Source organism: Pseudotabrizicola alkalilacus, assembly GCF_003443995.1.
GTDB classification, from domain to species: Bacteria; Pseudomonadota; Alphaproteobacteria; order Rhodobacterales; family Rhodobacteraceae; genus Pseudotabrizicola; species Pseudotabrizicola alkalilacus.
Genome location: NZ_QWEY01000006.1, coordinates 178,624 through 198,930, shown reverse-complemented (window position 1 = coordinate 198,930; position 20,307 = coordinate 178,624). Strand labels below are relative to the sequence as shown.

General features: G+C 64.3%; 22 protein-coding genes. 16 read left to right on the top strand and 6 right to left on the bottom strand.

Features of this window, described 5'->3' with window-relative positions:
- The first annotated feature begins 14 nt into the window (after positions 1-14).
- From pufB to D1012_RS12475, 11 genes are all read left to right on the top strand, one after another.
- Complete coding sequence (gene pufB, locus D1012_RS12525; protein WP_100198094.1) at positions 15-164, top strand: light-harvesting antenna LH1, beta subunit; 150 nt, start codon at positions 15-17, stop codon at positions 162-164.
- A 13-nt stretch (positions 165-177) separates the two neighbouring features.
- On the top strand, positions 178-354 hold the full coding sequence (pufA, locus tag D1012_RS12520) for a light-harvesting antenna LH1, alpha subunit (protein ID WP_118152692.1): 177 nt from the start codon (positions 178-180) through the stop codon (positions 352-354).
- Between the two features lie 128 nt (positions 355-482).
- Positions 483-1,331 carry a photosynthetic reaction center subunit L gene (gene pufL / locus D1012_RS12515; RefSeq protein ID WP_118152690.1) on the top strand — a complete coding sequence of 283 codons (849 nt, stop codon included), beginning with the start codon at positions 483-485 and terminating at the stop codon, positions 1,329-1,331.
- On the top strand, positions 1,324-2,247 hold the full coding sequence (pufM, locus tag D1012_RS12510) for a photosynthetic reaction center subunit M (protein WP_118152688.1): 924 nt from the start codon (positions 1,324-1,326) through the stop codon (positions 2,245-2,247). Before pufL ends, pufM begins: the two co-directional genes overlap by 8 nt.
- A gap of 9 nt (positions 2,248-2,256) precedes the next feature.
- Entirely contained in the window at positions 2,257-2,499 is a 243-nt protein-coding gene (gene pufX / locus D1012_RS12505; RefSeq protein WP_118152686.1) for an RC-LH1 core complex protein PufX, read from the top strand.
- A gap of 195 nt (positions 2,500-2,694) precedes the next feature.
- On the top strand, positions 2,695-4,620 hold the full coding sequence (dxs, locus tag D1012_RS12500; RefSeq protein ID WP_118152865.1) for a 1-deoxy-D-xylulose-5-phosphate synthase: 1,926 nt from the start codon (positions 2,695-2,697) through the stop codon (positions 4,618-4,620).
- Between the two features lie 180 nt (positions 4,621-4,800).
- Positions 4,801-5,799, top strand: coding sequence for a hypothetical protein (locus D1012_RS12495; protein WP_118152684.1), 999 nt, complete (start codon positions 4,801-4,803; stop codon positions 5,797-5,799).
- A 1-nt stretch (position 5,800) separates the two neighbouring features.
- Positions 5,801-6,481, top strand: coding sequence for a hypothetical protein (locus tag D1012_RS12490; RefSeq protein ID WP_118152682.1), 681 nt, complete (start codon positions 5,801-5,803; stop codon positions 6,479-6,481).
- A gap of 148 nt (positions 6,482-6,629) precedes the next feature.
- The gene (locus D1012_RS12485; RefSeq protein WP_118152680.1) at positions 6,630-7,283 is read left to right on the top strand and encodes a protein-L-isoaspartate O-methyltransferase family protein; all 654 of its coding nucleotides are present in this window, start codon (positions 6,630-6,632) and stop codon (positions 7,281-7,283) included.
- A gap of 86 nt (positions 7,284-7,369) precedes the next feature.
- Positions 7,370-8,731 (top strand): TolC family outer membrane protein, encoded by a 1,362-nt coding sequence (locus D1012_RS12480; protein WP_118152678.1) that lies wholly within the window; start codon positions 7,370-7,372, stop codon positions 8,729-8,731.
- Between the two features lie 201 nt (positions 8,732-8,932).
- Positions 8,933-9,706: a hypothetical protein gene (locus tag D1012_RS12475; protein WP_118152676.1), complete on the top strand. Its 774-nt coding sequence runs from the start codon at positions 8,933-8,935 to the stop codon at positions 9,704-9,706.
- Positions 9,707-9,799: 93 nt separating this feature from the next.
- Here D1012_RS12475 and D1012_RS12470 read toward each other — a convergent pair whose 3' ends face one another.
- Positions 9,800-10,126, bottom strand: a complete 327-nt coding sequence (locus D1012_RS12470; protein ID WP_103333163.1) for a DUF6280 family protein — start codon at positions 10,124-10,126, stop codon at positions 9,800-9,802.
- Between the two features lie 216 nt (positions 10,127-10,342).
- Here D1012_RS12470 and efp point away from each other — a divergent pair, with 216 nt between their 5' ends.
- Positions 10,343-10,906 carry an elongation factor P gene (efp, locus tag D1012_RS12465; protein ID WP_118152674.1) on the top strand — a complete coding sequence of 188 codons (564 nt, stop codon included), beginning with the start codon at positions 10,343-10,345 and terminating at the stop codon, positions 10,904-10,906.
- 123 nt (positions 10,907-11,029) lie between these two features.
- On the opposite strand, the gene ygfZ is transcribed toward efp, so the two are convergent.
- A complete protein-coding gene (ygfZ, locus tag D1012_RS12460) occupies positions 11,030-11,803 on the bottom strand; it encodes a CAF17-like 4Fe-4S cluster assembly/insertion protein YgfZ (RefSeq protein WP_118152863.1) in 774 nt (257 codons plus the stop codon).
- A 191-nt stretch (positions 11,804-11,994) separates the two neighbouring features.
- Between ygfZ and D1012_RS12455 the strand changes: the two genes are divergently transcribed.
- A complete protein-coding gene (locus D1012_RS12455; protein WP_118152861.1) occupies positions 11,995-13,233 on the top strand; it encodes a pyridoxal-phosphate-dependent aminotransferase family protein in 1,239 nt (412 codons plus the stop codon).
- An 84-nt stretch (positions 13,234-13,317) separates the two neighbouring features.
- On the opposite strand, the gene copM is transcribed toward D1012_RS12455, so the two are convergent.
- Positions 13,318-13,677, bottom strand: coding sequence for a CopM family metallochaperone (gene copM, locus D1012_RS12450; RefSeq protein WP_118152672.1), 360 nt, complete (start codon positions 13,675-13,677; stop codon positions 13,318-13,320).
- Between the two features lie 218 nt (positions 13,678-13,895).
- Between copM and D1012_RS12445 the strand changes: the two genes are divergently transcribed.
- Both D1012_RS12445 and D1012_RS12440 read left to right on the top strand, forming a co-directional pair.
- On the top strand, positions 13,896-14,687 hold the full coding sequence (locus D1012_RS12445; protein ID WP_199489494.1) for a gamma-glutamyl-gamma-aminobutyrate hydrolase family protein: 792 nt from the start codon (positions 13,896-13,898) through the stop codon (positions 14,685-14,687).
- 99 nt (positions 14,688-14,786) lie between these two features.
- Entirely contained in the window at positions 14,787-15,473 is a 687-nt protein-coding gene (locus D1012_RS12440; RefSeq protein ID WP_118152859.1) for a D-lyxose/D-mannose family sugar isomerase, read from the top strand.
- A 73-nt stretch (positions 15,474-15,546) separates the two neighbouring features.
- Here D1012_RS12440 and D1012_RS12435 read toward each other — a convergent pair whose 3' ends face one another.
- The 3 genes from D1012_RS12435 to kynU all read right to left on the bottom strand — a co-directional run bounded on the left by D1012_RS12435 (position 15,547) and on the right by kynU (position 18,443).
- On the bottom strand, positions 15,547-16,620 hold the full coding sequence (locus D1012_RS12435; protein ID WP_118152668.1) for a L,D-transpeptidase: 1,074 nt from the start codon (positions 16,618-16,620) through the stop codon (positions 15,547-15,549).
- 141 nt (positions 16,621-16,761) lie between these two features.
- Positions 16,762-17,250 carry a GNAT family N-acetyltransferase gene (locus D1012_RS12430; RefSeq protein WP_118152666.1) on the bottom strand — a complete coding sequence of 163 codons (489 nt, stop codon included), beginning with the start codon at positions 17,248-17,250 and terminating at the stop codon, positions 16,762-16,764.
- Positions 17,247-18,443 carry a kynureninase gene (kynU, locus tag D1012_RS12425; protein WP_118152664.1) on the bottom strand — a complete coding sequence of 399 codons (1,197 nt, stop codon included), beginning with the start codon at positions 18,441-18,443 and terminating at the stop codon, positions 17,247-17,249. Before kynU ends, D1012_RS12430 begins: the two co-directional genes overlap by 4 nt.
- Positions 18,444-18,727: 284 nt before the next feature.
- Here kynU and D1012_RS12420 point away from each other — a divergent pair, with 284 nt between their 5' ends.
- Positions 18,728-20,305, top strand: a complete 1,578-nt coding sequence (locus tag D1012_RS12420) for a Re/Si-specific NAD(P)(+) transhydrogenase subunit alpha (RefSeq protein ID WP_118152662.1) — start codon at positions 18,728-18,730, stop codon at positions 20,303-20,305.
- Positions 20,306-20,307 lie beyond the last annotated feature (2 nt).

Sequence of the window (20,307 nt, the reverse complement as noted above, 5' to 3'; positions counted from 1 at the left end):
ATCCGGAGGATACTATGGCTGATAGAACCGACCTGAGTTTCACAGGTCTTACCGACGAGCAGGCGCAGGAACTGCATTCTGTCTACATGAGCGGGCTCTGGCTCTTCACGGCAATTGCCGTGGTTGCCCACCTTGCCGTGTATATCTGGCGCCCCTGGTTCTGAGGAGGATCACACAATGTCGAAATTCTACAAAATCTGGCTGATCTTCGATCCCCGTCGCGTGTTTGTGGCACAGGGTGTTTTCCTGTTCCTGCTGGCGGCGATGATCCACCTCGTGCTGCTGTCGACCCCGTCCTACAACTGGCTCGACATCGCAGCGGCGAAGTACAACCGCGTCGTGGTTGCGGAGTAATCCGTGACCCCGTCGCGGGCGGCTTGCTGGTCAGGCCGCCCGCGAAAACCACACCGAATGTCAAGTCGGCCTCCCATGGCGCATTCCGCCCATGACGGGACCGCCTCCATAAACGCGGAGAGGGAAGCATGGCACTGCTCAGCTTCGAACGAAAATACCGCGTGCCGGGCGGCACGCTTGTCGGCGGGAATCTGTTCGACTTCTGGGTCGGCCCTTTCTACGTCGGCTTCTTTGGAGTCGTGGGCTTCTTCTTTGCAGCCCTCGGCACAATTCTGATCTTTTATGGCGCGAGTTTGCAGGGAACATGGAACCCCTGGCTGATTTCCATTGCGCCGCCGCCTGTTGAAATGGGCCTTGCCGCAGCGCCGCTGCGTGAGGGCGGGTTGTGGCAGGTGATCACCATCTGCGCGACCGGGGCCTTTGTGTCCTGGGCGCTGCGCGAGGTCGAGATCTGCCGCAAGCTGGGTATGGGCTATCATGTGCCGGTGGCGTTCGGGGTGGCGATTTTCGCTTACCTCACGCTGGTGGTGATCCGCCCGGTGCTGATGGGGGCCTGGGGCTATGCCTTTCCCTATGGCATCTGGACCCACCTCGACTGGGTGTCGAACACCGGCTACCAATACGGCAATTTCCACTACAATCCGGCGCATATGATCGCGGTGAGTTTCTTCTTCACCACGGCGCTGGCACTGTCCTTGCATGGCGCGCTGATCCTGTCGGCGGCCAACCCTGAAAAGGGCAAGGAGATGCGGACGCCGGATCACGAGGATACCTATTTCCGCGATCTGATCGGCTATTCGGTTGGTACGCTTGGTATCCACCGTGTTGGTCTGCTCCTGGCGCTCAATGCCGGGTTCTGGTCGGCAATCTGTATCGTGATTTCCGGCACCATCTGGTTTGATCAGTGGGTGTTCTGGTGGGACTGGTGGCTGCAACTGCCGTGGTGGGCCGGAATTGAGGGAGGCATCAATGGCTGAGTATCAAAACATCTTCACGCAGGTCCAGGTCCGGGCCGAGCCTGAAATGGGGCTGGTCGAAGGGGTGGATCTGTTCAACCGCACCAAGACCGCCGGGTTTTCCAACCTGATGGGCTGGATCGGCAATGCGCAGCTGGGGCCGGTCTATCTGGGCACCATGGGCGTGATCTCTTTGGTCTCCGGTGCGATCTGGTTTTTCACCGTGGGCGCGTGGTTCTGGTATCAGGCGGGTCTGAACCCGGCGGTGTTCCTGCGCGATCTGTTCTGGTTCAGCCTTGAGCCTCCGGCCGAGGAATATGGTCTGGGCTTTGCCCCGATTGCCGAAGGCGGCTTGTGGATCATCGCCAGTTTCTTCCTGCTGATCTCTGTCTGTGCCTGGTGGGTGCGGACGTATCTGCGGGCGCAGGCGCTGGGGATGGGCAAGCATGTGGCCTGGGCCTTTGCCTCGGCGATCTGGCTGTTTCTGGTGCTGGGTCTGATCCGGCCGATCCTGATGGGATCGTGGAGCCACGCCGTGCCATATGGCATCTTCAGCCATCTGGACTGGACCAACCTGTTCAGCCTGACCTATGGCAACCTGTTCTATAACCCGTTCCATGCGCTTTCCATCGCGTTCCTGTACGGTTCCGCCCTGCTGTTTGCGATGCATGGCGCGACCATTCTGGCGGTCAGCCGGTTTGGCGGCGACCGCGAGCTGGAGCAGATCATCGACCGCGGCACGGCATCAGAGCGGGCGGCGCTGTTCTGGCGCTGGACCATGGGCTTTAACGCCACGATGGAGGGGATTCACCGCTGGGCCTGGTGGTTTGCGGTGCTTGTAACGCTGACCGGCGGGATCGGCATTCTGTTGACCGGGACTGTGGTGGACAACTGGTTTGTCTGGGCACAGGAACACGGCTACGCGCCGCCACAGTGAGGGAACATCATGTCTGACAAACCGTTCTACGAGACCGAGAGTCCGACCATCCGCCTGCGCACATGGGTTTTCGGACAGATGGTATGGGGGGCCTTTCTGGCCGGGGTGTTTCTGCTGGGGATCGGCATCTTTATCGGCGCAATCTATGCCATCGGGCTGTTGCTGCCCGAGGAAAGCCGCCAGACACCCGACCCGATGCCACGGTCCAGCCTGGAGCAGCCGTTGGCAGCGCCGGGGCACGATCTGGCGTGATCCTGTGTCCGGGCGGTTGTGCCGCCCGTGGCAACCTAATTCGGGCCAAGATGCCGGTCCGGATCCGGGGCGCAACCACAGCCCGGTTCCCTTCCTGTTGGCGACAGGGACCTGGTGCCGTGTGGAGCTGATCCATGCGGCACTTTTTTGCTTTTGGCCCCTTGGGGTCGGGCGACCGCTTTGGAGGAGGCGACCATGGGCGATTTTACCATTCACACCCCGGTTCTGGACCGCGTGTCCGGTCCCGCCGACCTCAAGGCGCTGTCTGACGCCGAGCTTGCGGCACTGGCCGGTGAGCTGCGGCGCGAGACGATCGAGGTGGTCAGCCGCACCGGCGGGCATCTGGGCTCGTCCTTGGGCGTGGTCGAGCTGACCGTCGCTATTCATGCGGTGTTCAACACGCCGCTGGACAAGCTGATCTGGGATGTCGGGCATCAATGCTATCCGCACAAGATTTTGACCGGGCGGCGCGACCGGATGCTGACCCTGCGGCAGGCGGGGGGGCTTTCGGGGTTCACGAAGCGGTCGGAGTCGGAATTTGACCCGTTTGGGGCGGCCCATTCCAGCACCTCGATCAGCGCCAGTCTGGGCTTTGCGGTCGGGCGCGAAATGGGGATGCCGGTGGGCGATACCATCGCGGTGATCGGTGATGGCGCGATCACGGCGGGCATGGCCTATGAGGCGATGAACCATGCGGGGCATCTGAAAAGCCGCATGTTTGTCATTCTGAACGACAATGACATGAGCATTGCCCCGCCGGTGGGGGCGTTGCAGCGCTATCTGAATGATATTGCGGTCAAGGGGCCTTTGGCGACCTTGAAAGCCGTGGCCGAGGGGGTGGAGGCGCATCTGCCGGGGGCGGTGCGCGAAGGCGCGCGGCGGGCGCGTCAGATGGTGACGGGGATGCCGGGCGGCGGCACCTTGTTCGAGGAGTTCGGCTTTACCTATATCGGGCCGGTGGATGGGCATGATGTGCCGCAACTGCTGGCCACCTTGCGCGCGGCGCGGGCGCGGGCGACCGGGCCGGTGCTGATCCATGCGGTGACGGTCAAGGGCAAAGGCTATGCCCCCGCCGAGGGCGCGGATGACAAATATCATGGCGTGGCGAAGTTCGACGTGGCGACCGGCGCGCAGGTCAAGGCAAAGTCGAATGCGCCGAGCTATACGGCGGTGTTCGGGCAAAGGCTGACCGAAGAGGCGGCGCGCGATCCACGCATTGTGGGCATCACGGCGGCCATGCCGGGGGGCACCGGCCTTGATGTGATGGCGCGGCGGTTTCCGGCGCGGGTGTTTGACGTGGGGATCGCCGAGCAGCATGGCGTGACCTTTGCCGCCGGGCTGGCGGCGAGCGGAATGAAACCGTTCTGCGCGATATACTCCAGCTTTCTGCAGCGCGGCTATGATCAGATCGTGCATGATGTCTGCCTGCAAAATCTGCCGGTGCGCTTTGCCATCGACCGCGCGGGTCTGGTGGGACAGGACGGTGCGACCCATGCCGGGGCGTTTGATGTGGCGTTTCTGGCCAACCTGCCCAACATGACCGTGATGGCCTGCGGCGATGAGGCCGAGCTGTGCGACATGATCGCGACGGCGGTGGCGCATGAGGCGGGGCCGATTGCCTTTCGCTATTCGCGCGGTGAGGGGCTGGGGGTGGAGATGCCCGAGCGTGGCCGGGTGCTGGAGATCGGCAAGGGCCGGGTGCTGCGGCGGGGCAGCGATGTGGCGCTGTTGTCCTTCGGTGCGCATCTGGGCGAGGTGCTGGCAGCGGCGGAGCTGCTGGAGGCCGAGGGAATCTCGGTCACGGTGGCGGATGCCCGCTTTGCCAAGCCGCTGGATACCGGGATGATCGAGCAGCTGATCGAGGATCACGCGGCGCTGATCACGGTGGAGCAGGGCAGTACGGGGGGCTTTGGCGCGCTGGTGCTGCACCATCTGGCCGGGGCAGGGCTGCTGGAACGGGGCCGGGCGATCCGCACCATGGTACTGCCCGACCGGTTCATTGATCAGGCCGCACCGGGGCAGATGTACGCCTGGGCCGGGTTGCAGGCCAGTGACATTGCCACCACCGCGCGCGACGCCCTGCGGCGCGAGGCTGTGGGCAAGGGGCTGCGGCTGGTCTGAGGCGGCGCCTCTGGCAGGCTTCGGGAGCGCTCCGCGCGGGAGTATTTTGAAAGCAGCAATGGGCAGGGGTTGGGTAAACCTGACCCGGCCTGGGCTTTGGCCGGGGCGGTTCAGGCTTGTCAAACGGCGGCAAGGGCCGCAGTCTGTCGGGATTGATCAGAGTATTTCAGGATCGGCAGAATGTGGGATTTTTCGATCGGGCAGGCCTTGGGCCTGATGGCGCGGACCGCGCCTTTTGTGCTGTTTCGCGTGGTGGTGTATTTTGGAATTGCGCTGACGCTGGTGCTGGTGACCGGCACCGGAGCCGGGGTTGGCTACGGCGTCGGGGCCTTTGGCGATGAGGAGTTCCGGGTGACATCGACCGCATGGGGCGCATTTGGCGGCTTTGGTCTGACGGTCGGGGTGATCTTTTTCTTTCGCGATTACCTTTTGTATATCGTCAAGGCCGGGCATATCGCGGTGATGGTCGAGGCGATGCAGGGCCGCGAGATTCCGGGCGGGCAGGGGCAGATTGCCTGGGCCCGCGACCGGGTGGCGGCGCGCTTTGGCACCGCCTCGGCCCTGTTCGGGCTGGATCAGGTGATCAAGGGCGTGGTGGGCGCGATCACCGGGATTGTGCAGGGGCTGCTGTCGATCCTGCCGATTCCGGGGCTGGACAAGATCATGGGCGTGGTGCGGGCCTATCTGCGGATGGCGGTCGGGCTGATGGATGAGGTGATCCTGGGGCATCTGATGGCGACACGGGTGGAAAACCCGTGGAAAGGCGCGCAGGATGCGCTGGTGCTGTATGGTCAGAATGCAAAGGTGATGATGGTGAATGCGGCCTGGCTGACCGCCATTGTCTGGGGGCTGTCGCTGCTGGTGTTTGTGCTGATGCTGGCCCCGGCGGCGGCTGTGGTCTGGCTGATGCCGGGGAACATGTCGGCAATCGGCTTTCTGGTCGCGTTCGTCTTTGCCTGGGCAGTCAAGGCGGCCCTGATCGAGCCGTTTGCCATTGCCTGCATGATGCAGGTGTTCTTCAAGGTCACTGCCGGTCAGGTGCCGAACCCGGAATGGGTTGCAAAGCTGGAGCGGGCGTCGGACAAGTTCCGCGACATGGGCACAAAGGCGGCGGCCTGGGTGGGCCGTGGCTTTGGCAGGGGCGGGATGCCTTCACGGGCAGAAGGGCAAGAGGTGTGACGTGCGGCGCGGCGTTGTTCTGGGAGTGATCTGGGCCTTGATGCCCTTGATGGCGCTGGCAGAGCCGGTGACGGTCAGCGTGACCGCGCTGCTGCCCGAGGGGGTAGAGGCGGGCCCGGTGTCGTGGTCGGCGGTGCCGCTGGACCTGCCGGAAGAGGCGGATGTGCTGGAGGCGATGATCATGACGCCGGAGCCGGTCAACGGGCCGTGGCAGGTTGTGCTGGAGCCGGGGGAGTATCTGCTTTCCGGCTTTACCGAGGCAGAGCTGTTCGAGGCCAAGGCGGTGGTGACCACGCAGACCACGCTGATCGAGGTGCCGGTGCTGGCGATCGAGCCTGCGGTGGCGCTGCGCTGCACCGAGCCACGCTGCGACTATACCGACTCTGAGACCGGCCTGCGCGTGACCCTGCCGCAGGGTTGGGCGGTAGAGACGCCGTATCATGCCGATCTGGGCGACGGTGAACTGGCCGAAGAGGTCTCGGCGGTGTTTTTCGAGGATGTCGAAGGTGATGGCGGCGCGGTGTGGTTTCTGAACCCGGTGGACTGGATCACCGGCGACACCGGCCCCTGTCGTGCGGTGGCGCAGGGCAATCTGTGCAGCTTTGATCTGACACCAGCGGCAGAAGCGGCATTTGCGGTGATTGCGCCGTCTTTGCAAAGGGTTGATCCGCCTGCACAATAGGCGGTGCCGGCCGCCTGTGGTGGGCAGAAGATAAAAAAGCGTGAGAAAAATGCTATACGGTTCCGGGTGGGACAGTCTGTGCCGTTGCCCCTGCCGGGGAGATGTGGCAAGACTCGATACAGCCGATCCAGACCCATGAGTTCAGCCCATGACCGATTTCTCTGCCCGCCGCGTGATGATGGTTGACACCCAGGTGCGCCCGTCTGATGTGACCAAGTTTCCGATCATCGAAGCGATGCTGAGCGTGCCGCGTGAAACATTCGTTCCGCGCGACAAGCGTGAGGCGGCCTATATGGGGGAAAACCTGCTGCTGCGGCCGGGTCGTGTTGTGCTGGAGCCGCGGACCTTGGCCAAATTGCTGGATTCGCTGGATATTCAGCCGGATGAGATGGTGCTGGATCTGGGCTGCGGGCTGGGCTATTCGGCCGCCGTGCTGGCCCGTCTGGCCGATGCGGTCGTCGCGGTCGAGGAAGATGAGGCGATGGCGACAGAGGCGCAGCATCTGCTGTCGCAGGCCTCGGTCGACAATGCGGCGGTGATCGTCGGGCCGCTGGCGGCAGGGGCTGCCAAACATGGGCCTTATGATGTGATCACGGTGCAGGGCGGCGTAGAGGTTATTCCGCCGGCTCTGCTGGACCAGTTGAAAGACGGCGGCCGGATTGCGGCGGTCTTTATGGAGGGCGCGCTGGGCGTGGCCCGGATCGGTTACAAATCGGATGGCAAGGTCAGCTGGCGCTTTGTGTTCAATGCTGCGGCGCCGGTGCTGCCGGGATTTGCCGCGACGGGTGGATTTACGCTCTGACGGTTTTGGTTTGACTTTGTTTCGACGACGGAAAGCGGCCCCCGGCGCGTAAAGAACCGGGGCGAAATGACAGGAGCAGTCTGGAAATGCGTGGATTCTTTGCAGCAGCGGCGGTTGCGGTCAGTGTTCTGGCGGCACCGGTTGCCCAGGCGGAGACGCTGACGGACGCTTTTATCGCGGCCTATCGCACCTCGAACCTGCTGGACAAACAGGCGGCGACCTTGCGGGCGGCAGATGAGGATGTGGCGCAGGCGATGTCGACGCTGCGCCCGGTGGTCGATTTCGTGCTGGGCAGCGGTTATTCGCGTGCCCGTCAGGCCAGCAACGCCCCGGTGACCGAGGGGGTGCGCACGACCTTTGATCTGACGGCGCAGCTGGTGCTGCTGGATTTCGGGCGCCGGGCGCTGCAGATCGAGATTGCCAAGGAATCGGTACTGGCAACACGCGAATTGCTGCGGGGCGTGGAACAGGACGTGCTGTTTGCTGCGGTTGCGGCCTATGTGGATGTGCAGGTCAACCAGCAGCTGCTGTCGCTGCGCGACTCGAACGTGCGGCTGGTGACACAGGAACTGCGCGCGGCGCAGGACCGGTTCGAGGTTGGCGAGATCACCCGGACGGATGTGTCGATTGCCGAGGCACGGCTGGCGGCAGCGCGGGCCGGCTATGCGGCGGCCGAGGGCAATCTGATGGTTGCACGTGAGGCGTTCAAGGCGGCGACCGGGGCCTATCCGCGCAATCTGGCGCGGCTGCCGACATCGCCACGCCTGCCCGCCTCGATGGAGGCGGCGCGGACGGTGGCGCTGCGCACACATCCTTCGCTTCTGGCGGCACAGCGCCGGGTGACGATCAGCGATCTGGCGGTGGAACTGCAAAAGGCCGCGTTCCGCCCGACGCTTTCGGCGCGGGTCGGGGTGGGGCTGAATGATGCGGGCGGGGATGACCAGAGCTTTGGCCTGTCGCTGAACCAGCGGGTGTATTCGGGTGGCAATCAGGCGTCGTTGTTGCGCCAGTCGATTGCCAATCGCGACGGCGCGCGCGCCGATCTGGGGCAGGCCGGGGTGCTGATCGCGCAGGCGGTGGGCAATGCCTGGGCCGGGCTGGAGATTGCCAATGCGCAGGTGCAGGCCGGGGACCGGCAGATCCGCGCGGCGCAAACCGCGTTTGACGGCGTGCGCGAAGAGGCGAGCCTGGGCGCGCGCACCACGCTGGATGTGCTGAACGCCGAGCAGGAACTGCTTGATGCGCGGGTGACCCGGATTCAGGCCGAGGCGCAGCGCTATCTGGGCGTGTACCAGATCTTGCAGGCCATGGGTCTGTTGTCGGTCGAGCATCTTCAGCTGGGCATCCCGACCTATGATCCGGCGGGCTATTACAATGCGGTCAAGAATGCGCCGGTCCATTCGGCGCAGGGCAAGAAGCTGGACCGGATTCTGGAGAAGCTGAAGTAAGCGCGGCGCAGAAGCGGGCAGCGGCGGAAATGCGTTAACGCAGCATGCGTCCTTTTCTTGTGCTGCGGCCCGTGTGGGATTAGACTGGCGCAAAGAACCGGCAGGCGGCGTACGATGCGCCGTCACCCAAGCCGGGCATGTGGCAGGATAACGGGCTGGGTGACCGGCCTGAATACGGGCAGGGGCGTCATGTCGGAACCGATGAGCAATCATGAAATCGAGGATGTTCTGTCCTCTATCCGTCGTCTGGTGTCAGAAGATCTGCGCCCGGCCCCGGCCGCTGCGCCAGAGCCGGTGGCGGAAAAGCTGCTGCTGACCCCGGCGCTGCGGGTGGTGACGGCGCCGGATGTGATCACGCCTGCGCCGGAGCCGGAGCCGGAGCAGGCGGTGGCACCGTCAGAGCCGGTGGCCCCGGTCGAGGATGTGGTGGCACGGTTGGGCGCTGCCGTGACCGAGGAGGAATGGGAATCCCCCTTTGGTGATCCCGAGGTCTGGCCGGGGGCTTTGGCATCCGATGCTCCGCCGCGCGACGAGGCCGCCGTGCCGGGCAGTCCGGTCACAGCTGCATCGCCCGATTTTCTGGAAGCGCCAAGAGCGGGCTTTGCCGAGGCAGAGGATCTGTTGCCGGATGCGGTCGAGGCCGATGCTGTCGAAGCGACACCGCAGCGCCTGACCCTGCGTGAGGTGAGTCCGCCGGAGGATGACAGCGCCTGGCAGGATGCGGGCTGGGCCGACGAGGCCGAGGCGGCGGTGCGGGCCGATCTGGCGCAGGAGACCGAGGAAGAGGTGATCTCGGGGCTCTATGACGCGCAGGCGGGGGGCATGGTGTTTGACGAAGAGGTGCTGCGCGATCTGGTGCGCGACCTGATCCGCGAAGAGCTGTCGGGCACTCTGGGCGAGCGGATCACGCGCAATGTGCGCAAACTGGTGCGGGCCGAGATTGCCCGTGCGATGGCGCTGCGCGAGTTCGAATAAGGCGGTCGTTGCGACCCATCTGCCCGTTCCACGGGCCTGAGATGCAAAACGCGCCCCACGGGGCGCGTTCTGGTTTCCGGCGGAAGGAATGGATCAGGCGGCTTCGCCCATTTCCGATTCCAGCGCGTGGCGCCGTTCCGACTCTTCGCGGCTGAGCGCGACAGAGGTGCGCACGCCTTTGGACACGAATTCCATCAGGCCCTTGACCACCCGTTCGTTCGGGTCGATCCCGGCACAGGACAACACTTCACGACCGTCGCGCGAGCGTGCCCAACGTGCAATCTGTTCAGGCCCGTTGCCGTATTTTTTGTCATCTGCGATGGCATCGTCCAGCGCAGCAAGGACCACAGCGGCAAAAAGCTTGCGCGCGCGTTGGCCTTGTTCGTAATTGAAAGCGGTGCTGTCAACGAAACCAGTCATTTTGGCAGTCCTTATTCTTGCTCTTGTCTTTCTCGGTGTCGGGCGAACCTAAACCTTTCGGAGCGATTCGGCATTACCCGTTTTGCAATCCTGTCATGCACGTGATGCATGGCTGACGCAAAGGAATACTGTATTTAGTCTGCTTGCCCGCGTTGGACAGCCCAGATATAGGTGTGGCGCTTTCGACTTCAACCTTTTGTCAAGGTTTTGCCACAAATGCCTAAAATCAACGGAAACGAAATCAAGCCCGGAATGGTGCTGGAGCATGAGGGTGGCCTGTGGGCTGCTGTCAAGGCAAACCACGTAAAGCCGGGAAAAGGCGGGGCTTTCGCCCAGGTTGAGCTGAAAAACCTGCGCGATGGCCGCAAGCTGAACGAGCGCTTCCGGTCCGAGGACAAGATCGAAGAGGTCCGGCTGGAGAACAAGGATCAGCAGTTCCTGTACGAGAGTGACGGGCGGCTGGTGTTCATGGATTCCGAGACCTATGAGCAGATCGAACTGGATGCCGAGCTTCTGGGCGAGCGGCGGCCGTTCCTGCAGGACGGCATGACGGCGACGGTGCGCTATTACGGCGACGAGGCGCTGGCGGTGACCCTGCCGCAAAAGGTGAAATGCCGGATCGTCGAGACCGAGCCGGTGGTCAAGGGCCAGACGGCGGCGAACAGCTTCAAGCCGGCCATTCTGGACAATGGCGTGCGGATCATGATCCCGCCGTTCATCGGGCAGGATGAAGAGATCATCGTGCATACGGAGCTTATGGAATACTCCGAGCGCGCCTGACGCGGACGAATTCGCAAACGAATTTTCTGCGAAAATTCCGACCCTCGCGTTTTCTGCGAAAACGCCGGGCAGGGGATCTTTCGCAGAAAGATCGTGACGGGATTATTCGCAGAATAATCGTGGTCAGGCGACCGGATGCAGGCGGGCAGAGCCCGCCGTCATCTCCTGCATCCGGTCAAACCGCAGCCAGGCAATTGCCCGCCCGCCCGATTGGGTGAACAGGGTGCCCGCCTCTTTTTCGCCCGACAGGATCGGCGTGCCGACCGGGGCCGCGCCGTCGATGGCGACGGTGACAAGGCCCTTTTTCAGCTCGGTCTTGTGCTTCATCCGCGCGGTGACCTCTTGCCCGACATAGCAGCCCTTGCGGAAATCGACGCCCTGCAGGCGCTCGAAGCCGGATTCGAGCAGATAGCTGTCGTTGGGAACCAGCTCGATCCCGGTTTCCGGGATGCAATGTGCGACGCGGATCGCGTCCCAGTCGATCACGGGTTCGGTGCCGGGCAGGCCATAACCGCGCCAGCCGAGGCCTGGGTGGCGCGGGTCGGCCCAGCTGCCGGGGGGGGCGGCGCCGAGGCCACGGGTTACGGTCAGATCGGCGGGCGTGATCTGCACATCGGCGCGCAGACGATAGAGCGTCAGCCGCCGCAGGGTGTCGGCGGCGACGCTGGTCTTGATGTCGATCAGCAGATGATCATCGTCGTCCGGACGGATCACAAAGAAATCGGCCAGATACTTGCCCTGCGCCGTCAGCAGGGCCGCCCAGAGAATGCCGGGCGCACGGTCGAGCGGCAGCATGTCATTGCTGATCAGGCCCTGCAGAAAGCTGACCCGGTCTTTGCCGGTGACGGTCCAGACCTGACGGTCGGGGGCGGTCTCGCCGAAACTGGGGTTGGTCATGCGGGTCTCCTGATGCGTATGGGCTGGGCCTGTCATGGCCTGTTGCCGGCGGGGCAGGCATCGCCCTGTGCCTGATCTAATGTCAAAGCCCCGGCCGCTGCAATGGCGGGGCTGAAATTCAGGGGCGGAGCAATTGACCTTGGCTGTGACAGGGCCTAGCGATTGGCGCGTATCCTCTTGCAGAGCTGATGATGACGCAATCAAACTCCCCCCGTCCGAATGTTTCCCGCCCCGATCTGTCGCGTGGGCGCAGCTATCTGGCCATTCCCGGCCCGTCGGTGATGCCCGACCGCGTGCTGAACGCGATGCACCGCGCCGCGCCCAACATCTATGCGGGCGACCTGACCGAGATGGTGGCGGCGATGTGGCCCGATCTGCGGGCAGTGGCGGGCACTACGCAGCATGTGGCGGCCTATATCGGCAACGGCCATGCAGGGTGGGAGGCGGCGAATGCCAATCTGTTCAGCCGGGGGGATCTTGTGCTGGTGCTGTCCACCGGCCGGTTCGGGATCGGCTGGGCCGAGAGCGCGCGGGCGATGGGGGTGGAGGTCGAACTGATGGACTTCGGCACGCAGGCCCCGGTGGATATGGGCCGGGTCGAGGCGCGGTTGCGGCAAGATCGCGAGGGCCGGATCAAGGCGGTGCTGACCACGCATGTTGACACCTCCAGCTCGATCCGCACCGATATTCCTGCCTTGCGGGCGGCGATGGATGCAGCGAGGCATCCGGCGCTGCTCTGTGTCGATTGCATCGCGTCTCTGGGCTGCGATGAGTATCACATGGATGCCTGGGGGATCGACCTGACGGTGGCGGCGAGCCAGAAGGGGCTGATGACCCCGCCGGGCATGTGTTTCGTGTGGTTTTCCGAAAAGGCCCGGGAGGCGGGCGCCAAGTCCGATCTGCGCACCCCTTATTGGGACTGGCGCAAGCGGGCCGAGCCGGAGGAGTTCTGGCAATACTGGGCCGGGACCGCGCCGACGCATCACCTGTTCGGCCTGCGCGAGGCGCTGAGCATGCTGCATGAGGAGGGGATGGCCAATGTCTGGGCCCGGCATGAGGTGCTGGCGCGGACGGTCTGGGCCGCGTTTGACGCCTGGGGGGCAGGGCATCCGCGCATTGGCCTGAATGTGGCGGATCCGATCTATCGGTCGCGCGCGGTGACGGCGGCGCGGCTGGGCGCACCGGATGCGACGCGGCTGCGCGAGTGGACGGAACGCGAGGCCGGGGTGACGCTGGGCATCGGGCTGGGCATGGCGCTGCCGTCGGATCCGGCCTGGCACGGGTTTTTGCGGGTGGCGCATATGGGGCATGTGAATGCCCATATGACACTGGGCGCGCTGGCGGTGATGGAGGCGGGGATGATCGCGCTGAACATCCCGCACGGGCCCGGCGCGCTGGACGCCGCCGCGAAAATCATCGCGGCGGGGTAGCGGGGCGATTTTTCTGCGAAAAGCTCAGCCAGCGTCACGGGTGTTGCGTGACGCTGGCCGGAGATTTTTGCACAGAATGCGGGCTTATTTGCTGTTTGCGGCCAGCCACTCCGTCATCCAGGCGATTTCCGCCTCTTGGGCGACAATGACCGCCTCGGCCAGTTTGCGCACCTCCGGGTCGGTGCCATGTTCCAGCACGATGCGCGCCATATCGACCGCGCCTTGATGATGCGGGATCATCCCGGCGATGAAATCGACATCGGCGTTGCCGGTCAGCGGGATGGTCATGGCGCTGTGCATACGGGCATTCGCCTCGGCATAGGCGGCACTGGAGGGGCTGTCCATGTTATGCGCCGCACCGTGGCCGGAGTGGTCCATCTGCGCAAGTGCCGGGGCTGCGGCAAGGGCGGTGAGGGTGAGCAGGGCAAAGAGTGGGGTTTTCATCGGCGACTCCTGTGATTTTTGCCAGTATCACAGCTTCCAGTGGCGGGAAGCCAAGTCACGGGCGCGTCATCTGCGGCAATTTTGTCCGTTCGCCGTGAAAAGGGGCTGTTTCGGCCTGTGGTCTCAGGTGCGGACCGGTTGTGCGCGGCTGCGGACTTGGCCTGCGCGGGGTTTGCGCCTATTGTCTGAGCATGCAAAGCAAATCTGGCTGTACGTCAATGACACTCTCCGCCACCCGCCGCCCGGTTGTGGGCATTATCGGCAACATGAGCCTGCTGAATGAAAGCTATCCGGTCCATGCCGGGGGCACGATGAATTCGGAAGCCGTGGCCGAGGTGTCGTGCTGTCTGCCGATCATCATTCCCTCGGACCCCCGGTTGGTGGTGGTCGAGGAGTTGCTGGAGCTGTGCGACGGATTCCTGCTGACCGGCGGACGGCCCAATGTCCACCCCAGCGAATATGGCGAGGATGAAACCCCGGCACACGGCAGCTTTGATCGCTGCCGTGATGCAATCACCCTGCCACTGGTGCGCGCCTGTGTGGACCGCGGGCAGCCGGTGTTCGGCATCTGCCGGGGCTTTCAGGAGGTCAACGTGGCCATGGGTGGCACGCTTCACCCCGAGATCCGCGATCTGCCGGGGCGGATGAACCACCGCATGCCGCCCGATGGCACGCTGGAGGAAAAGTTCGCCCTGCGCCATCCGGTAAAATTCACCCCCGGCGGGGTGTTCCATCATCTGATGGGCGCGACAGAGGTGATGACCAATACGCTGCACGGTCAGGGCATCAACCGCCCCGGCGCGCGCATCGTGATTGACGGCACTGCCCCGGATGGCACGCCCGAAGCGATCTATGTGCAGGGCGCGCCGGGGTTCACCCTGTCGGTGCAATGGCACCCGGAATGGAACGCGGCGGGCGACCCGGTGTCGCGGCCCTTGTTCGCGGCCTTTGGGCAGGCGGTGGCCGATTGGGCGGCGGGCAAGCGCCCGGCGCTGATGCGCAGCGCGTGAGCGCAGTCTGATCGCAGCGCTTGTTTGCGCTAACGGGGCGGGTATAGTCGCCGCCAGATGTGCAGGGAGGATGCCGTGACCCAATCCAAGACCCATTCCATGACGCGCAGCCGGATCAATGAGGTCATGGCGGCGGCGGATGAGATGATCCGCCATTATGGCTTTGTGCTGCCACCCTTTGCCTATTGGACGCCGGATCAGTTCGCGGCGCAAAAGGCGCAGGCGGGGCGGATCATCGGCTCGCGCATGGGCTGGGACATCACCGATTACGGGCAGGGCCGGTTTGACCAGATGGGGCTGTTCCTGTTCACCCTGCGCAATGGCGATCTGGCCGATCTGCAGCGCGGCGGCGGCATGTGCTATGCCGAAAAGCTGCTGATCTCGCGTCAGGATCAGCTGTCGCCGATGCACACCCATGTGATCAAGGCCGAGGATATCATCAACCGGGGCGGCGCGACGCTGGTGGTCGAGCTGTATGGCAGCGATGATCAGGGCCGGTTTGCCCGCGACCGGGGTGGCGTGGTGCGCTGCGACGGTCTGGAACGCGCCTATGCGCCCGGCGACAAGCTGAAGCTGGCTCCCGGAGAGAGTGTGACGCTGATGCCGGGCGACTGGCATGCGTTCTGGGGCGAGGGCGGCGATGTGCTGATCGGCGAGGTTTCGACGGTGAATGACGATCTGACCGACAACGTGTTTGTTGAACCGATCGGACGCTTTGCCGAGATTGACGAAGATGTCGCCCCGACCCATCTGCTGGTCAGCGATTATGATCGCTGGCTGGTCTGAGCCGGGTTGAGGTCAGGCATGAAAAAACGCGCGCATCCGGGGATGCGCGCGTTTTGCTTTCTGCGTCGTCGTCTTAGCCCTGCGGGCAGGCGCCGTTGACCAGTGGCACCGCACAAGCCGGGGCCGGAGGCGTGTCAGCAGCCGGGGCGGCGGGTGTCACGGCAGCGGGTGCAGCAGGCGTGGACGGTGCTGCGGGGGCCACCGGAGTTAGGGGCGCGGTGACGACGGGCGTTGCCGGGGCAGCGGGCAGGCTGGGCGTGGTCATGCCCGGTACCGGTGTCACCGTCGCAGGCGTTGGCAGCGCAGGGCCGATGGCCGAAGGCACGGCAGGCGTGGTGGACATTGGCCCCATCACCGGCGCGGTTCCTGCCGCCGGGGTCGCTGTGCCGTCGGCATCTTCGGTCGTTGCCACGGCGGCTTCGGGCTTTGCCTCCGGCTTTTTCTTTTTCGGGGCAGGCGGTGGCAGGCTCAGGCCCTTTGGGATCTGGCCGCTGGCGGTCAGCACGATCACCTTGGCCCCATCGGGCACGCGGTTATACAGGTCGATGACATCCTGATTGATCATGCGGATACAGCCGGACGAGGCGTTCTTGCCGATCGACCACCAGTCCGGCGTGCCGTGGATACGGTAGCCGTAATCGACGCCATTGGTGGTCAGGTACAGCGCGCGCGAGCCAAGCGGGTTGGTCGGGCCGCCGGGCTGGCCCTTTTCCCATTTCGACAGCTCGGGCTTGCGCTCGATCATCTCTTTCGGCGGGGTCCAGGTCGGCCATTGGCGGCGGTTGGTCACCAGCGCCTGACCCGACCACTGAAAGCCTGCGGCCCCGACGGCGATGCCGTAGCGGATCGCCTTGTTGTTGCCGGTGATGAAATACAGATGCTTGGTCGCCGGGTTGATGATCACCGTGCCGGGTGCTTCGGTCGAGGGGAAATCGACGATCTGACGCTGGAACTGCGCGGGCACCTTGGCCGGGTCAATGGCGGGTATATTGATGCCATTGTCTTTTGTCGCCAGATAGATCCCCTCTTCCGGGACCGAGACGTCGGGCACGGCAGAGGCGGTCGAGGTGGTGGTGGTCGGCACACAGGCGGAAAGACCTGCCGTGACGGTCATGGCAAGCAAGGCCCGGAGCGCGAAAGATGACATTGTGGAAATCCTGTTAGAAATTCAGAGCGGAAGCGGCAAGCCCCTGCGCTATCTGATCAAACTTAGCTGAGGTCGCAAGAGAGGTCAAAGCCCCTGCGCGGACAGTTGCCCAATCGGGGTGCACCTCGCGGAACTGTGATTTCAGACCTGCGGGCCGGGGGCGGCGGGCAGCAGAATCTGCATCGCAAAGCGGCGCAGGGTCAGCGGGCCGACCGGGTGATCTTCGGTTTGCTCCACACGCCAGCCCCGGCGCGCAAAGAACGGGCGGGCCAGCAGGCTGGCATGGGCGGTCAGCCGGGGCAGGGCGCGGCGCTGCGCCTCGGCCAGAATGGCATCATAGAGGGCGGCGGCATCGCCCTTGCCCCTGACTTCGGGCAGCACAAACGCCATGTCGAGATAGCCGTCATCGCACAGCGACATGAAGCCGGTGATCTGGCCATCGCGTTCGCATAGCAGGCAGAACTGCCCCACCAGCCGGTCGGGCTGGGCCGGGTCCACGGTCGGATCGGGGGCCCAGGCGGCGCGCTGTGCGGCGGTGTAATGCCCGGCAGCACCCTCATGTACGGCGCGGTAGAACACGGTTTTCACCGCCGCCCGGTCGCCGGGCGCATAGGGCCGCAGGCGGATCATGTCACCTTGGCGCGTGTCTTGAATTCGGGCCGGTCCCAGGAACTCATCGCCATGATCTCGGCCAGAATGGCAACCGCGCCATGCACATCGGCGTCGGAGGTATAGAGCGGCGTGAACCCAAAGCGCAGGATGTCGGGCGCGCGGAAATCACCGATCACGCCGCGCGAAATCAGCGCCTGCATGATGGCATAGCCCTCGGGGTGGCGGAAACTGACTTGCGATCCGCGCTGTGCCGCGTCGCGCGGCGAGGCGAGGGTCAGGTCGGGGCAGGCGGCCTCGACCCCGGCGATGAAAGCCTCGCACAGCGCGATGGAGCGCGCGCGCAGATCGGCCATGTCGACCCGGTCCCAGATGTCGAGGCTGGCCTCCAGCGCGGCCATTTGAAGAATGGCCGGGGTGCCCACCCGCATCCGCTCGATCCCGGCGCCGGGGCGGTAGCTCAGGTCAAAGGCAAAGGGGGCGGCATGGCCAAGCCAGCCTGACAGCGCCGGGCGCGTGCTGTCCTGATGGCGGGGGGCCACGTAGATAAAGGCCGGGCCACCGGGGCCGGAGTTGAGGTATTTATAGGTGCAGCCGACCGCAAAATCCGCGTCGCACCCCGCCAGATCGACCGGCAGCGCGCCCGCCGAATGCGCCAGATCCCAGACCGCAATGGCCCCCTTTTCATGGGCCAGCGCAGTAAGCGCGGCCATGTCATGCTTGCGCCCGGTGCGGTAATCCACCTCGGTCAGCATCAGGACGGCAACCTCATCGGTGATCGCCGACGCCACCTCTTCCGGGGCGACGGTGACGAGGCGGTAATCGGGGCCAAGCGTGCGGCACAGCCCTTCGGCCATATAAAGATCAGATGGAAAATTGCCGGTGTCGGACAGGATCACGCGGCGGGTGGGGGCCATGTCCAGGGCCGAGGCGAGGGCCTGATACACCTTGATCGACAGGGTATCGCCCAACACCACGGATCCGGGCTCCGCCCCGATCAGCCGCGCGATGCGGTTGCCCAGCCGTGTCGGCTGATCCATCCAGCCCGCAGCATTCCAGCCCCGGATCAGCATCTGCCCCCATTCATCCGTCACACAGGCGGCAACACGGGCCGCCGCCGCATGCGGCAGGGGGCCGAGCGAATTGCCATCCAGATAGATCACCCCTTCGGGCAGGTGAAACTGGTCGCGGGTGGCGGCAAAATCGGTCGGCATGGCGGTTCTCCGGTGTTGGTGCCGACAATGACGAAAGCGGCGCGTGGCGCAAGGGGGGCATTGCTATTTCAGGCGGCGCTTTGCCGGTCTGAACAGCGAGGACCGGCCCGGAATTTGCGCATCAGGCCGGGCGCAGTGGGGGCTATTGTCGCAATCTGCGATAGAAATGCCGCAAACGTGTAGAAGTCTATGAAATAATCTTGCGCGGTGCTAATTGGGTCGCAATACAGAGCCGGACCTTTGCGCTTTGGCGCAGGACCAACCTGAGAAGCGGGGGAGAAACTGTGAAGATCGGGGCACCGAAAGAGCTATTCGAGGGCGAGAATCGCGTCGCCATGACGCCGGACTCGGCCATACAACTGATCAAGCTGGGCCATACCTGCGTGATCGAGACCGGCGCAGGCGCCAAGGCCGGATTTTCCGACGCATCTTATGAAAAGGCCGGGGTCGAGGTCGTCCCGTCTGCGGCGGCGCTGTATGACGCGGCCGATGTGGTGGTCAAGGTGCGCGGCCCGGAGGCTGATGAGGCCCGGCTGCTGAAATCGGGCCAGACGCTGATCTCGTTCTTCTGGCCGGCGCAGAATGCGGATCTGCTGGCACAGATTGCCGGGCAGGGCGCGACCGCCGTTGCGATGGACATGGTGCCGCGGATTTCCCGCGCGCAAAAGATGGATGCGCTGTCGTCGATGGCCAATATCGCGGGCTACCGCGCGGTGATCGAGGCAGGCAACAACTTTGGCCGGTTCTTCACCGGGCAGGTCACGGCAGCGGGCAAGGTGCCGCCGGCGAAAGTTCTGGTCGTTGGCGCGGGTGTGGCTGGTCTGGCCGCGATCGGCACGGCGACCTCGCTGGGTGCCATCGTGAACGCCTTTGACGTGCGGCCCGAAGTGGCCGAACAGATCGAATCGATGGGCGCGAATTTCGTCTTTCTGGAATTTGATGCCAGCGAATTGCCCGATGGTGCCGCGACCGGCGGCTATGCCGCCCCGTCGAGCCCCGCCTTTGCCGCCAAACAGCTGGCGAAGTTCCGCGAGCTGGCGCCAGAGATGGATATCGTGATCACGACCGCCCTGATCCCCGGCCGCCCCGCGCCGAAGCTGTGGACGGCGGATATGGTTCAGATGATGAAGCCGGGATCGGTGATCATCGATCTGGCCGCCGAGCGCGGTGGCAACTGTGATCTGACAGTGCCGGATCAGAAGATCGTCACCGACAATGGCGTGACGGTTGTCGGCTACACCGACTTCCCCAGCCGGATGGCGGCGCAGTCTTCGACGCTTTATTCCAACAATATCCGTCACATGCTTGCCGATCTTACACCAAAGAAAGACGGTGTGATCGCGCATAACATGGAAGATGACGTGATCCGGGGCGCGACCGTGACTCATGCGGGCGCGGTGACCTATCCCCCACCGCCGCCGAAAATCGCGGCGATTGCGGCGGCCAAGCCGAAGCCGAAGGCGGTCGAGCTGACCCCGGCAGAGAAACGCGCGCAGGAAGTGGCGGCGTTCAAGACCCAGACCCGCAATCAGGTGAGCCTGCTGGCGGTGGGGACGGTGTTGCTGCTGGGCCTTGGTCTGGTGGCTCCGGCGAGCTTCATGCAGCACTTCATCGTCTTTGTGCTGGCGGTGTTCATCGGGTTCCAGGTGATCTGGAACGTGTCGCACAGCTTGCACACGCCGCTGATGGCGATCACCAACGCCATCTCGTCGATCATCATTCTGGGCGCGCTGATGCAGATCGGATCGGGGTCGTACCTTGTGATCCTGCTGGCGGCGCTGTCGGTTTTCATGGCCGGAATCAATATCTTTGGTGGCTTTCTTGTCACCCGGCGCATGCTTGCCATGTTCCAGAAATCGTAAGG

Excerpts from the sequence above, each read along its gene's own strand:
- dxs (WP_118152865.1), top strand. The coding sequence starts at position 2,695 with ATGGGCGATTTTACCATTCACACCCCGGTTCTGGACCGCGTGTCCGGT.
- pufX (WP_118152686.1), top strand. The coding sequence starts at position 2,257 with ATGTCTGACAAACCGTTCTACGAGACCGAGAGTCCGACCATCCGCCTG.
- D1012_RS12475 (WP_118152676.1), top strand. The coding sequence starts at position 8,933 with ATGAGCAATCATGAAATCGAGGATGTTCTGTCCTCTATCCGTCGTCTG.
- pufM (WP_118152688.1), top strand. The coding sequence starts at position 1,324 with ATGGCTGAGTATCAAAACATCTTCACGCAGGTCCAGGTCCGGGCCGAG.
- copM (WP_118152672.1), bottom strand. The coding sequence starts at position 13,677 with ATGAAAACCCCACTCTTTGCCCTGCTCACCCTCACCGCCCTTGCCGCA.
- efp (WP_118152674.1), top strand. The coding sequence starts at position 10,343 with ATGCCTAAAATCAACGGAAACGAAATCAAGCCCGGAATGGTGCTGGAG.
- pufA (WP_118152692.1), top strand. The coding sequence starts at position 178 with ATGTCGAAATTCTACAAAATCTGGCTGATCTTCGATCCCCGTCGCGTG.
- D1012_RS12480 (WP_118152678.1), top strand. The coding sequence starts at position 7,370 with ATGCGTGGATTCTTTGCAGCAGCGGCGGTTGCGGTCAGTGTTCTGGCG.
- kynU (WP_118152664.1), bottom strand. The coding sequence starts at position 18,443 with ATGCCGACCGATTTTGCCGCCACCCGCGACCAGTTTCACCTGCCCGAA.
- D1012_RS12435 (WP_118152668.1), bottom strand. The coding sequence starts at position 16,620 with ATGTCATCTTTCGCGCTCCGGGCCTTGCTTGCCATGACCGTCACGGCA.
- D1012_RS12440 (WP_118152859.1), top strand. The coding sequence starts at position 14,787 with ATGACGCGCAGCCGGATCAATGAGGTCATGGCGGCGGCGGATGAGATG.
- D1012_RS12470 (WP_103333163.1), bottom strand. The coding sequence starts at position 10,126 with ATGACTGGTTTCGTTGACAGCACCGCTTTCAATTACGAACAAGGCCAA.
- ygfZ (WP_118152863.1), bottom strand. The coding sequence starts at position 11,803 with ATGACCAACCCCAGTTTCGGCGAGACCGCCCCCGACCGTCAGGTCTGG.
- D1012_RS12430 (WP_118152666.1), bottom strand. The coding sequence starts at position 17,250 with ATGATCCGCCTGCGGCCCTATGCGCCCGGCGACCGGGCGGCGGTGAAA.
- D1012_RS12495 (WP_118152684.1), top strand. The coding sequence starts at position 4,801 with ATGTGGGATTTTTCGATCGGGCAGGCCTTGGGCCTGATGGCGCGGACC.
- D1012_RS12455 (WP_118152861.1), top strand. The coding sequence starts at position 11,995 with ATGACGCAATCAAACTCCCCCCGTCCGAATGTTTCCCGCCCCGATCTG.
- pufL (WP_118152690.1), top strand. The coding sequence starts at position 483 with ATGGCACTGCTCAGCTTCGAACGAAAATACCGCGTGCCGGGCGGCACG.
- pufB (WP_100198094.1), top strand. The coding sequence starts at position 15 with ATGGCTGATAGAACCGACCTGAGTTTCACAGGTCTTACCGACGAGCAG.
- D1012_RS12485 (WP_118152680.1), top strand. The coding sequence starts at position 6,630 with ATGACCGATTTCTCTGCCCGCCGCGTGATGATGGTTGACACCCAGGTG.
- D1012_RS12445 (WP_199489494.1), top strand. The coding sequence starts at position 13,896 with ATGACACTCTCCGCCACCCGCCGCCCGGTTGTGGGCATTATCGGCAAC.